At 55.3% G+C, this 12,102-nt stretch carries 11 protein-coding genes; 8 read left to right on the forward strand and 3 right to left on the reverse strand.

Annotated features, from left to right (window positions below; all coding sequences use genetic code 11):
- Positions 1 to 181: 181 nt before the first annotated feature.
- The 3 genes from ACTHO6_RS16665 to ACTHO6_RS16675 all read right to left on the reverse strand — a co-directional run bounded on the left by ACTHO6_RS16665 (position 182) and on the right by ACTHO6_RS16675 (position 3,802).
- Positions 182 to 1,411 (reverse strand): hypothetical protein, encoded by a 1,230-nt coding sequence (locus tag ACTHO6_RS16665; protein WP_440242918.1) that lies wholly within the window; start codon positions 1,409 to 1,411, stop codon positions 182 to 184.
- A 103-nt stretch (positions 1,412 to 1,514) separates the two neighbouring features.
- Positions 1,515 to 2,084, reverse strand: a complete 570-nt coding sequence (locus tag ACTHO6_RS16670) for an RNA polymerase sigma factor (RefSeq protein ID WP_440242885.1) — start codon at positions 2,082 to 2,084, stop codon at positions 1,515 to 1,517.
- A 53-nt stretch (positions 2,085 to 2,137) separates the two neighbouring features.
- A complete protein-coding gene (locus ACTHO6_RS16675; RefSeq protein ID WP_440242886.1) occupies positions 2,138 to 3,802 on the reverse strand; it encodes a DNA repair helicase XPB in 1,665 nt (554 codons plus the stop codon).
- A 141-nt stretch (positions 3,803 to 3,943) separates the two neighbouring features.
- Between ACTHO6_RS16675 and ACTHO6_RS16680 the strand changes: the two genes are divergently transcribed.
- The 8 genes from ACTHO6_RS16680 (at position 3,944) to ACTHO6_RS16715 (ending at position 12,014) form a co-directional block, all read left to right on the forward strand.
- On the forward strand, positions 3,944 to 5,305 hold the full coding sequence (locus ACTHO6_RS16680; protein ID WP_440242887.1) for a hemolysin family protein: 1,362 nt from the start codon (positions 3,944 to 3,946) through the stop codon (positions 5,303 to 5,305).
- Between the two features lie 89 nt (positions 5,306 to 5,394).
- Positions 5,395 to 6,402: an ABC transporter substrate binding protein gene (locus ACTHO6_RS16685; protein ID WP_440242888.1), complete on the forward strand. Its 1,008-nt coding sequence runs from the start codon at positions 5,395 to 5,397 to the stop codon at positions 6,400 to 6,402.
- Between the two features lie 90 nt (positions 6,403 to 6,492).
- A complete protein-coding gene (locus ACTHO6_RS16690; RefSeq protein WP_440242889.1) occupies positions 6,493 to 7,533 on the forward strand; it encodes an ABC transporter substrate-binding protein in 1,041 nt (346 codons plus the stop codon).
- Between the two features lie 28 nt (positions 7,534 to 7,561).
- Positions 7,562 to 8,494: an ABC transporter permease gene (locus ACTHO6_RS16695; protein WP_440242890.1), complete on the forward strand. Its 933-nt coding sequence runs from the start codon at positions 7,562 to 7,564 to the stop codon at positions 8,492 to 8,494.
- A complete protein-coding gene (locus ACTHO6_RS16700; protein ID WP_440242891.1) occupies positions 8,487 to 9,284 on the forward strand; it encodes an ABC transporter ATP-binding protein in 798 nt (265 codons plus the stop codon). Before ACTHO6_RS16695 ends, ACTHO6_RS16700 begins: the two co-directional genes overlap by 8 nt.
- 308 nt (positions 9,285 to 9,592) lie before the next feature.
- Positions 9,593 to 10,018, forward strand: coding sequence for a DUF533 domain-containing protein (locus tag ACTHO6_RS16705; protein ID WP_440242892.1), 426 nt, complete (start codon positions 9,593 to 9,595; stop codon positions 10,016 to 10,018).
- Between the two features lie 153 nt (positions 10,019 to 10,171).
- Entirely contained in the window at positions 10,172 to 10,981 is an 810-nt protein-coding gene (gene surE, locus ACTHO6_RS16710) for a 5'/3'-nucleotidase SurE (protein WP_440242919.1), read from the forward strand.
- Positions 10,974 to 12,014, forward strand: a complete 1,041-nt coding sequence (locus ACTHO6_RS16715; RefSeq protein WP_440242893.1) for a hypothetical protein — start codon at positions 10,974 to 10,976, stop codon at positions 12,012 to 12,014. Before surE ends, ACTHO6_RS16715 begins: the two co-directional genes overlap by 8 nt.
- The last annotated feature ends 88 nt before the right edge of the window (positions 12,015 to 12,102 follow it).

Genomic DNA, 12,102 nt, shown 5'->3' on the forward strand with positions numbered 1-12,102 from the left:
ATCATGAGAAAACGCCGTCTGTTTGCGAGAAAAGGCAAAAGACGGCGTTTTTTTGCGCAGATAAGCCGGTGCCAAATGGCTTCGCGCCGCCCGGTTTTCTGCGGCCGACGAGCGGCGACAAAAAAGACACGCTCCTGGTGCAACAGGTCGTGTCTCCGGGAAATGCGGCTTTTCGTGCTTGCTACGGTTTCCAGCTCATCTGTTTGGAAGTCTCGATCAATTCGTCCAGGGAAATGCCATGGGCCGTTACGATGACGTAAAGGGACTGGTTGTTGGACTGGGCATTGAAGTGAACGGCGTGCTCGGCAACGGAGCTATTCTGGTCCGGATTGTCAAACGAAACGGCGATGGCTTGCTCGCCGTTCACCGCGAACAACTGCGTAGCGGAGAACGTGCCCGGGATCGAGAGACTTCGCTTGCCTTTCGTATTGCGAACCACCTCGATGCGAATCCAGTCGTCGTTGCGCTTGTACTCCGCCGAGAGCCGCGTGACCTTTTGGCTCGTCTCCGATTCGTACTGGACAGAGATTGTACGCAAGGAAAAGCTGTTCGCGTTCTGCGCCAGCACGGGAACCGGCATGTCAGAAGCTTGTACGGCTGTGTCCGTGTCCGAAAAAGTCGACAGCGTGATCGGCTGTTTGGCTGCCATGGCAAGCGTTGGTCCTACAACGACGCTGTCGCTGCTTTCCTTCTGTCTGGTTTCTGTTTCGCTCATGGTAGCCGTCCCAAAAGCTTGCTGGTCCGCTGCGGGCGATCCGACCTTTTTCGCAGCGGCCAGGGTGTTCTCCGGAGCTTTTGCCTCTTTTTCCGGGGCTGCCTTGGCGTTCGCTCCCTGCCCCTCTGAACCGGCCGTCACGCTTCGGGAAGCCGCGGACGCCTGCTCCTCTGCTTGGGGCGCCGCTGTTTTGGCCTGCGGCGCATCTAGGGCGATTTCCTGGCTGGCCAATGAAGGAGCAACAGGGGGCGTAGCCGGGGAAGCAGGTGCAGTCTCTGTGGTCGCTTCGCTTGCCCTTGACAGCGGCTGCTCGCTGCCAGCGGCATCTGCTGCCGATCGGGCAGAAGCGGGAGAGGACGAAGCAGCACCAGGCGTTTGCCCTGCTTCGCTGCTATACGCCACGATTGGGTCGCCTGTCTGGCTGGATTCTACCTGTAACGCTGTCTGACTGTCTTGGAGCTGCTGGTAGCTGATGAAGCCCACTGCCAAAAGGACTGCTGCTGCGCTGACCCAGGCGAATGAAGGGAAGCCTTTCGTCCGACGCTTGTCGGGCATAGGTGTTGCCGCTTGCTGGGGAAGCACAGCTACGGCTGCAGCGTGAGGGGGCACACCTTGTCCGGCGTTCTGGTAGATGGCCTGCATGATCCTCTCTTCCAGGTTCGCTTGAGGCAGTGGAACGTCCTTCAAGAACTGCACCTCCTCTTCGGTAGTCATTTGCGTTTCCACCCATGCGATGCAATCGTCACAGGTCTCTATATGGGAAAGCAGATCGCTATCCGTGTCATCTGGCCATGCGTCTCTAAATGCCTGGCAGTTCATGTACGAGCCCCCCTTCCTTGCGGGATAACAATTTTGCGAGTTCTTGGCGAGCGCGCAAGTAACGGACGCGTGCTGTAGACTCGGCGATGCCGAGAAGAGCTGCAATTTTTTCGAACGGATATTCATGCGTGCAGCGAAGGACGATCACTTCCCGGTAAGAATCCGACAACAAGGCAAAAGCCTCCTGGATTTCCCTGCGCTGCTCCTTGTTCATAAGCGATTCTTGCGGAGACTCGTCCCGCGTATTGGACGGCACATACGCCAGCTGCTCGTCGGAGTCGTGATACTTCCGCCTGCGCAGAAAATCAATACACTTGTTGCGAGCAAGCGTATGTAACCAGGATGAAAACTGAGCATCGCCTCGGAACGTGGACAGCTTCTCGTACGCCTTGACGAATACTTCCTGGGTCAGATCCTCCGCATCCGCGCGATTGTTCACCATTTTGTAGATGAAGACGTAGATCATATGCTGATACCGCTGGATGAGGTCGCGATACCCTTCGATGTCGCCCTGAAGAATCCGCTGAATGATTTCGGCGTCGGATTGCATGGAATCTCCGGCCTCCCTTCCCTCTTTGAGACGCTGGCTGCTTTCCAAACGTTTCAACCCAGCGTCTCGTTTTCTATAATTTCGTATGGATAGCCTTGCTCGACGAGAAAAAGTTGACGGTGCAGCGAAAACTCTTGCTCTCGCGTATCCCGTGTCACAAGCGTATAGAAGTGAGCGGTGTTATTGTCCGCTTTGGGCCGCAAGATGCGTCCCAGTCGCTGTGCTTCTTCCTGACGGGAGCCGAATGTGCCCGAAATTTGAATGGCGACATTGGCGTCCGGCAAATCGACAGCGAAATTGGCCACCTTGGACACGATCAGGCGCGTGATGTCCCCGTTTTTAAATTGCTGATACAGCGTCTCGCGCTCTTTTTCCGGAACTTTGCCTGTAATCAGCGGCAATTGCAGCGCATTCGCCATCTGCTCCAGCTGATCGACGTACTGACCGATAATCAATACCCGGTCGCCTTCGTGGCGCTCCAGCAGCTTCTTGACAGCCTCCAGCTTTTTCGGATTTTCGGCAGCGATCCGGAACTTTTGGCGGGCCGTCGCCTGCGCATACGCTTCTCGCCATTTCGGCTCAAAAGGCAGCCGGATTTCCCGGCAGCGCGCTTCTGCAATCCAGCCCGCATCCTCCATGGCTTTCCACGGAACCTCGTACTTTTTCGGCCCGATCAACGTAAAGACGTCCTCTTCCCGGCCGTCCTCCCTGACGAGCGTAGCCGTCAAGCCCAGGCGGCGTGTCGCCTGAATCCCGGAGGTGACGCGAAAAACAGGGGCGGGCAATAAATGCACCTCATCGTAAATAATAAGCCCCCAGTCACGCTCTGAAAAGAGTTTCATATGAGGAAATTCATCGAGCGAAGCGGGGCGGTATGTGAGAATTTGATACGTTGCCACCGTGATCGGCTTGACTTCCTTGTGATCGCCGGTGTATTCACCGACCAGTGCGGGATCGAGATCGGTCTTGTCCAAAAGCTCGGCGATCCATTGCCGCACGGAGGTCGTATTCGTCGTCAGAATAAGCGTAGCCGTCTGCAAGTGGGAAATCGCGCCAATGCCGATCACCGTCTTCCCGGCGCCACAGGGCAGGACAAGCACGCCGCTGCCGCCTAGAGCGGAGCCGCCGCGGTAAAAGGCGTCGATCGCTTCCTGTTGATAGGGACGTAACGAAAACAGCTTTCCCGCTGCGCTTTTCGCGCGCAAACGGACCGGGCACGGCTCGCCCTGCGAATAGCCCGCCAAATCCTGGACAGGCAGCCCCAAACGAATCAGCTCCTGCTTGATCAGGCCGCGCGCGTAGCTTTTCAGCACATAGCCGTCTTCGAGCAGGGCCGCGATCGATTTGTAGCCGGCAAGCTCTCGGAGAACAAGCGGATCGTCGCTATGTAAAACAAGATCATCTCCATGGCGTTCGAGCCGGATCAGACCGTATTTGCGCATCGTTTCTTCGATTTCCTTGACGATGGTTGGAGGCACGCCGTACTTGCTGTAAGTGCCGAGGATGCCCGTCACCTCATGCGGCTTGATTCCGCTGGCGGCCGCATTCCAGAGCGACAGTGGCGTCATCCGGTACGTATGGATGTACTCCGGGCTTTTCAGCAATTCGCAAAATCCGCTGATGGCCTGTCTGGCTTCGGCAAACAAAGGATGCTGCGTTTCCAATAAAATCGTGCGATCGCTTTGCACAATCATCGGCAAGTCTGGACGATAAGACAAGAGCTTCACCTCGTGACAACGGCATAGGAATCAGCACTATGGTATCACAATCGGGAAAAGAAAGAAAAACGAACAGGTAACATTTACGGGCGGATGGGACACAATATCCCAAAGCATGGTCGAAGAAGGGAGGCGAGGAGCATGGAAGCGTGGGGAAGCTTGTTCAACTTGGGTTTGGTCTTGATCCTCGTTTTCCTCAACGGGTTCTTTGTCGCAACCGAATTTGCCGTGGTAAAAGTGCGGGAATCCAGGATCGCCCAGCTGGTGGCGGAAGGGAACAAGCGCGCTGCAAACGTGTCGCAGGTCATTCGCAATTTGGACGCGTATTTGTCAGCGTGCCAACTGGGCATCACGCTGGCGTCGCTGGGACTGGGCTGGCTGGGTGAGCCTGCCGTGGCTCATCTCTTGCATCCCGTCTTTCGCTATTTTCAGCTCAATGAAACGCTCGTGAGCAGTATTTCCTTTATTATCGCCTTTTCGGTCATTACGTTTCTGCATATTGTGCTGGGGGAGTTGGCGCCGAAAACGTTGGCGATCCAGCGCACGGAGATGGTCGCGCTGGCCGTTTCCCGGCCGATTCAACTGTTTTACAAAATCATGTATCCGTTCATTGCGCTCTTGAACTGGTCGGCGAGCCGTTTTCTCGCCCTGTTTCACATTTCGATGGAACCGCACCAGGAGGCGCATACCGAAGAGGAAATCCGCATTCTCGTCAACGAAAGCCACAAAAGCGGGCTGATTGACCAAACCGAGCTGATGCTCGTTGACAACATTTTTGACTTTTCCGAGACCATGGCCCGGGAAATCATGGTGCCGCGTACGGACATGGTGGTGCTGAACCTGCGCGATCCGTTTGAAGAAAACGTCCGGCTGGTGCAAAATGGCCGGTTTACCCGTTATCCCGTCGTGGATGGCGACAAGGATCATGTCGTGGGCAGCTTGCACATCAAGGATATGCTGACGGGGCTTTTGCAGGGCGAACCTCATGATTTGCAGTCGCTCATGCGGCCGATCCTGACTGTGCCCGAGACCATCTCGATCAGTCGCCTTCTGACGATGCTGCAAAAACAGCGGGGACAGCTTGCGATCATCATTGACGAATACGGCGGAACAGCGGGGCTGGTCACGCTTGAAGATATTATGGAAGAAATCGTCGGAGACATCCAGGACGAATTTGACGATGAACGTCCGCTGGTCGAGAAGAACGACGGGGTGTTGTCGCTCGACGGTCGGATGCTTCTGGAGGAAGTGGGCGACTACCTGGACATGGATCTGGAATCGAGCGAGGTCGATACGCTTGCCGGCTGGATTTACATGCAGATTGACCACCCGCCGCGCGTGGGCGATCGGGTGCGCGAGGGCCCGTACGAATTCGTGGTCGGGGAAGTCGATCATTACCGGATTACCAGGGTTCTTGTCAAAAAACGGACGAACGCCGAGGAAGAAAGCGGTGCGAAAGAGGAAGGAAAAAATAGCTTTTCAGAACAAAATAATATGCTATAATGGGACAGAAGTTGCGCGTAGGCAACAAGGCCGGGTTGCCGGAGGGTGACCAGCGGCCAAGAGAGAAGAGCTTAGAGGAGGAAGTACAGATGAGACGAGCAGTCAGTATGGTACTGACCACATTGCTGGCGTTTTCTTTGGCAGCATGTGGAAATCAAACAGGGGAACAGAGCGAAGCAACGTCGGCCGGTTCCGCCCAGGGGCAAACCGTGAAGCTGGGCTTGACGCAATTCGTGGAGCATCCGGCACTGGATGCGATTCATCAAGGCATCTTGGATGGCTTGAAAGAATCCGGCTATGAAGAGGGCAAAAATCTGGAGGTTGACTACCAGAACGCCCATGGCGATATGAACAACACGATCTCGATTGCGCAAAAGTACGCCGGAGACAAGAAGGATTTGGTCGTAGCGATTGCGACTCCGTCCGCTCAGGCTGCAGCCAAGGCGATTACCGATAAACCTGTTTTGTTCAGTTCCGTAACAGACCCGATCTCGGCTCAACTGGTCAGCAGTCTGGAGAAGCCGGACAAAAACGTGACCGGAACGAGCGACAAAGTATCCATGGAACAGCAATTGAAGCTGGTCAAAACCTTCTTGCCACAGCTGAAAAAGCTGGGCGTGATCTATACCACCTCTGAAGTGAATTCCGAGGTACAGGTAAAAGAACTGGAAGAAGCAGCGAGCAAAGAAGGCGTAGAAATCATCAAGGCGGGTATTTCCCAGCTGTCCGAGGTGCAACTGGCCGCTCAGGGACTGGCGGGAAAAGCGGACGCCATGTTCATTCCGATCGACAACACGGTCGTGTCTTCCTTTGAAGCGGTGCTGGGAGCAGCGGAAGCGAACAAGATCCCGGTCTTTGCTTCGGACACCGATACCGTAAAGCGCGGCGCAGTCGCCACGTACGGGATCGACTACTATCAGATTGGCAAACAAACGGGCGAGATGGCTGCCCGCATCCTGAACGGGCAAGCGGTTGCGGACACGCCAGTCGAAATTTCCAAACAGGCCGACCTGTACATCAATGAAACGGCTGCCGGGAAGTTTGGTCTCACGATTTCGGAGGCACTCAAACAACAGGCGAAAGAAATCATCAAATAAAAGGAGAGCGCCGCGCTCTCTTTTTGTTCTTTTAAAACGGTTTTATCCGTGTTAAAATGAGTAGAAATTTTCAAGGGGGGATTTTTTCGCATGTCTACAAACAAAAAGACGATCAGAAAAATTCAGAGTTTTTTATTTCCTTTGCTGCTTTTGTCTGTTACCGCATGTGGACAGCAAAGCGTTGCTCCGGCAAACGGCGAGCAGTCCGCAACCCAGGCGCCGCCAGCTGCGGGCAAGCAGATTACGATCGGTATTTCCCAATTCGTCGAGCATCCTGCCCTGGATGCAGCGCGTGAAGGATTTGTGGCGCAGCTGGCGAAAAACGGCTACGAAGATGGCAAGCAAGTGAAAATTGACGTGAAATCGGCGCAAGCGAGCATGGACACAGCGATTTCCATTGCGCAAAAATTCGAGGCGGACAAGGTGGACCTCGTATTGGCGATCGCGACTCCTACCGCGCAAGCCGCCGTCCAAACGAGCAAAGACATCCCGGTTTTGTTTACGGCAGTGACAGACCCGGTAGAGGCTGGTCTGGTACAATCCATGGAGCAGCCGGGCGCGAACGTGACAGGTACTTCCGACATGAACCCGGTGGAGGAGCAATTGAAGCTGGTGAAGGAACTGAAAGCAGACGCGAAGTCCGTCGGCATCATTTACAGCTCCGGCGAAGTGAACTCCAAAGTACAGGTAGACAAAGCCAAAGCCGTCGCGAACCAGTTGGGGCTGACCATCCAGGAAGCGGCGATCACCAGCGCGACGGAAGTGAAGCAGGCAGCTGAGTCGATGGTAGGCAAAGTCGACGCGTTCTACGTGCCGACCGACAACATGGTCGTATCGTCCATCGCGGCTGTACTGGGCGTAGCGGAAGCGCAAAAAATTCCCGTGATCGCAGCGGAAGAGAACTCCGTGAAGAGCGGGGCGATTGCTACGTATGGGATCGACTACACCAAATTGGGCGAGCAGACAGCAGACATGGCTGTGAAAATTTTGAAGGGCGAAGCGAAGCCGTCTGATATGGCGGTTGAAATGCAAGCAGACATGAAGCTTGTCTTGAACAAAAAAGCAGCGGAGAAAATGGGAGTGACCATTCCGTCCTCCATGCTCGACCGCGCTGACGAAGTGATCGAGTAATCATGGCAGCAACAGGAGGATTTCTTCTATGAATTTGGCAATGATGGGAGCCATCGAGCAGGGCTTGCTGTTTGGCATTTTAGCGCTGGGCGTATATTTGACGTTTCGCGTTCTGAACGTCCCTGACTTGACGGTGGATGGCAGCTTTGCCCTGGGCGGGGCGATTGCAGCCAAGTTTATCATCGATGGAACCAACCCGTACCTGGCTACCCTTTTGGCGTTCGTCGTCGGTGGCCTGGCAGGGGCATTTACCGGCGTTCTGCATACAAAAGGGAAGGTCAACGCCCTGCTTGCAGGGATTTTGACGATGATCGCGCTCTATTCGATCAATCTGCGCATCATGGGGAAGGCGAACCTGCCGTTGCTTCGTGAAGATACGTTGTTCACCTATGTCAAAGACCTGGGCATTCCGAATCTGACGGTAGGCGGAGTCATCTTGCTGACGGGCGTGTCTGTCGTGTTCCTCATCGGGATTTTGCTGCTCAAGCTGGTCATCGACTGGTTCCTGCACACCGACCTGGGCCTCGACTTGCGCGCGACGGGCGACAATCCGAAGATGATTCGCAGCTTCGGTGTCAACACGGATACGACGACGATTATCGGTCTGGCTCTGTCCAACGGGCTGGTAGCAGTCTCTGGCGCATGGGTCGCCCAGTACCAGGGCTTTGCCGACGTCGGCATGGGGATCGGGATGATCGTGATTGGCCTGGCTTCGGTTATTGTCGGGGAAGTGCTGTTTGGCAGCTCCTCCATTTTCAGAGTCACGCTCGCTGTCATTCTCGGCTCGATTGTGTATCGCATGGTGATCGCGCTGGCTCTGCAAGCGGGGCTGAACCCGTCGGACATGAAGCTGATTACCGCTTTGATCGTGATTGTAGCGCTGACCGTCCCCACCGTGGCCAAAGGCATCTGGAAAAAGCAAGCGGTACGCACGGCAAAGGGAGGAAACGGCCATGCTTAACATTTCGAATGTCAACAAAGTGTTCAATGCAGGCACGGTCAATGAAAAAATCGCCCTGCGCAACATCAACCTGCACGTCAAGCGCGGAGAGTTCATCACCGTGATCGGCAGCAACGGCGCTGGAAAATCGACGTTGATGAACATGATCTCCGGCGGGCTGTTCCCGGATAGCGGAACGATCACGATTGACGGCAAGGACGTGACGCGTCTCGCCGAGCACCAGCGCGCCGAGCTGATCGGACGGGTGTTCCAGGACCCGATGGCGGGTACTGCGCCGAACATGACGATTGAAGAAAACCTGGCGATTGCGCTCGGACGGGGACGCCGCCGCACGCTGGGCTTTGGGGTGAACAACGACAAGCGGGAGCTGTTCCGCGAGCAGCTTAAGCAGCTTGACCAGGGCCTGGAGAACCGTTTGAAGACCAAAGTCGGATTTCTCTCCGGCGGTCAGCGCCAGGCGCTCAGTCTGTTGATGGCTACCTTTACGGAGCCGAAAATTTTGCTGCTGGACGAGCATACGGCGGCGTTGGACCCAAAGCGGGCGCAGCTGATTGTGGAGCTGACCGACAAGATTGTCGCGCGCCACAAGCTGACGACGATCATGGTGACACACAATATGGAGCAAGCCTTGAATATGGGGAACCGCCTGTTGATGCTGCACGATGGCGGCATCATTCTCGACATTCCGGATGAGAAGAAGCGGACCATGAAGCCGCAGGATTTGCTTCGCGCGTTTGAAGCAGCCCGTGGCGGAGAGAGCTTCAGCGAAGACCGCTTCCTGCTGACGTGACGCTCAGATCAGCCTTCCTGCCCAAGCGGGAGGGCTTTTTCTTTGCTGCGCAAATAACGGTGCATCGTCCAACCTCAGGGCCCATCATGTATTTGTTCCGCTGTACGCGAACCGGATCGAAGTGATGGCGCATCCGCGCTTGTCGGGGGTGAGCCTGGATGCGTACGGCTGGATTGACTTTCGATCCGTTTTTTTGAAAGAGTAGCATAAATTTGTCACATAATCGTGTGAAACCGCTTTCCTGTTTCATCGTATGATAAGATGTAGAGAGGATCGTTTTTTATTATGTTCGGAGGAGGAACCGTGCGTTGTATACGAGAACAGAAAAGGACAAACATATTTTGTTTGCCTCTATTCGTTTGATGATTTGCGTTGGGCATGCCGACGGTTATATAGGTTCAAAAGAAGTGGATCGGATTCATGATATCGTGAATTCGGAACATTTCACCTTGAAAGAACGGCAAATTTTAATGGATGACATCGATTATCCGAAGCGACCGGAGACGATTGTGGAGGATCTGGTCGACATGAGCCAAAGCGAGAAGCTCGTGATGATGCGCAAGCTGTATCATATGGCGCTGATCGACCGGAAGCTGTCGCCATCGGAGACGAAGGAGATTGCCCGGATCGCTTCCCTGATCGGCATCTCCGAGGAGAAGCAGGCGCAGGTCGAGGAGTGGATTCGCGAAGGAATCGCCTGGCGCGATCGCTGGAAAGAGATTGTCGGTGAATAAGCAAGGCCCCATTTGCCGGGGCCTTTTTTCATAGACCGATTCCTGGCTCGTTCTTGGCTGGGAGCTTGGCTTGGAAAAGCTATCTACAGTACAATAACAAGGAAACGACGTGCAAGTGAAGAGAGGCGCCACGATGAAGGAGGAGATCTTGTGTTGCGAATCTTAGTGACAAACGATGACGGCATCGATGCCCTGGGCATCAAGCGATTGGTGGAAGCACTGCTCGTACTGGACCAGGCGGAAATCTTCGTAGTGGCTCCCGTTGAGGAAAAAAGCGGCGTCGGTCATGGGGTAACCTATCGAACAGCACTGGCACCGGAAAAACGCGACTTTTACGGTCTTCCCGTCAAAGCGTGGGCCGTGAACGGCAATCCGGCCGACTGCGTCAAGGCAGCGTACCATTTGCTGTTTGCAGCGGACGAGAAACCCGCTATCGTTTTTTCGGGGATCAACGTGGGAACGAATCTGGGGCGCGACATTTATTACTCCGGAACGTGCAGCGGGGCGAGGGAAGCGGTCATATTGGGCGTTCCCGGCGTGGCCCTGTCTTATGATAACTGGTATGATCAGGAAAATTACGGCGATGTTGTGCCGATGATTCAGCCGTTGGTCAAGGAGTTTACCGAGCGGGCCGTGAAAGGCGAACTGCCTCCGGATGTTTTCTGGAACGTCAACCTTCCGCACGTTCCGCTGGCGCAGGTGAAGGGAATCGTGCCGGCGACGCTCGCGATGCATCATTACGAAGACAGGTACAGCGAAGAAGCGGAAGGATACTTTTTGACCCGGGAGTACCCGCAGGTCATGCCGATCGCCGAGCCGTTTGACTACGATCTCGTGAAGCATGATTACATCGCCGTGACGCCTGTGCACATCGACGCGACAGACCGTACCCTGCTCGCGCAGATGGATAGCTGGCCGCTGATCCAGGCGTGGGAAAAGCAAGGAGAGCAACGGGATGAGTGAGGCATTTTATCCGGCGCTCAGCCCCGACCCTGCCCTGCGTTCGCCCATGGCGGCGACGCAGGGCGAGGTTCTCGACAAGAGCGCCTATCGTGATTTGTATGAGCTTGCGAGCGAGGCGGGGCTGCCTTATTTTGCCCGGCTGAACGGAGCAGGCGAGGTCGAGCTGTATCTGGTGTTCGAATCGGTGGACGCTTTCGTCGAGCAGACACGCGATGCCGTTTCCGTCGAATTCAAGACGTATCAGGGGAAGCTTTTGGGCGTGATCTGGACCTTGTCCGATCCGTTGCAGCCGCTCGGCTTTCCGCTGACCTTTGACATCCGGCAGGCGGAGCAGCGGGGAATGGCTCTCAAAATGCTGGAGCAGCCATGCACCTTGTTGCACTATTTGGCTTACGAGGGGGGCGCGCTGACGCATATCTACACGGAGAGCCTTTCGTTTTCCGCAGCAGAGGTGGAGCGCACCCGGGATATGATTCGCTCCTTGTTCGAGGGGAAGTCCGAAGCCATCCCTCAGGAGGCGCAGGTGCGCGAGGAGGAGACGCTGACCGTATCGGCGCTGTCCCTCCCCGATGCTGTGCTTCTCGAAGACGGACTGGCCTATGTTTTCAGCTACAAGCGGATGGTAGAGGCGCACGGTACGGAGGGCGCGCAGCATTTGCTGATGAACACGGTCCGCCAGGCGGTTTGGGTGATGCGCAGACACGCGCGCAGCGAGGTGAGGGAAGCGGCGTTTACGGTCTGGGTCGCCGAGCGCGGCGAACTGCTGGAGCTGATCGTGACGCCCAGCCTGTTCGAACTGTTTGCAGTCGTCCCTATGTCGGAGGAAGAGGCGAACCCGTTTTCCCGCTTCCTGCTGACCTTGCCGACATTTGTGCAGACAAAGGAAGCATCCGCTCTGCGTGCGGGAGCGTTTCCGCTTTTGCGCTATGAAAATGGCGCACTCTATCACCTGGAGCTGGACGAGCAGGTACAAGAGCGCCTTCGCGCCCTGTTTGTGAAAGCGTTTCCCGGTCAGCCTGTCCCTTACGAATGATTGTTGCAACATTGTGAAAACGAATTTTCATAGGAATCTTTTATGCTTCGAGGAAATATGGGTAAATAAGTCATTTTTCAACAAAGGA

It is taken from the genome of Brevibacillus sp. SAFN-007a, assembly GCF_051967035.1.
In the GTDB taxonomy this organism is placed as follows: Bacteria; Bacillota; Bacilli; order Brevibacillales; family Brevibacillaceae; genus Brevibacillus.

Bases quoted from the DNA above. Each gene is read 5' to 3' on its own strand.
- ACTHO6_RS16670 (WP_440242885.1), bottom strand. From the start codon at position 2,084: ATGCAATCCGACGCCGAAATCATTCAGCGGATTCTTCAGGGCGACATC.
- ACTHO6_RS16680 (WP_440242887.1), top strand. From the start codon at position 3,944: ATGGAAGCGTGGGGAAGCTTGTTCAACTTGGGTTTGGTCTTGATCCTC.
- ACTHO6_RS16685 (WP_440242888.1), top strand. From the start codon at position 5,395: ATGAGACGAGCAGTCAGTATGGTACTGACCACATTGCTGGCGTTTTCT.
- ACTHO6_RS16690 (WP_440242889.1), top strand. From the start codon at position 6,493: ATGTCTACAAACAAAAAGACGATCAGAAAAATTCAGAGTTTTTTATTT.
- ACTHO6_RS16695 (WP_440242890.1), top strand. From the start codon at position 7,562: ATGAATTTGGCAATGATGGGAGCCATCGAGCAGGGCTTGCTGTTTGGC.
- ACTHO6_RS16700 (WP_440242891.1), top strand. From the start codon at position 8,487: ATGCTTAACATTTCGAATGTCAACAAAGTGTTCAATGCAGGCACGGTC.
- ACTHO6_RS16715 (WP_440242893.1), top strand. From the start codon at position 10,974: ATGAGTGAGGCATTTTATCCGGCGCTCAGCCCCGACCCTGCCCTGCGT.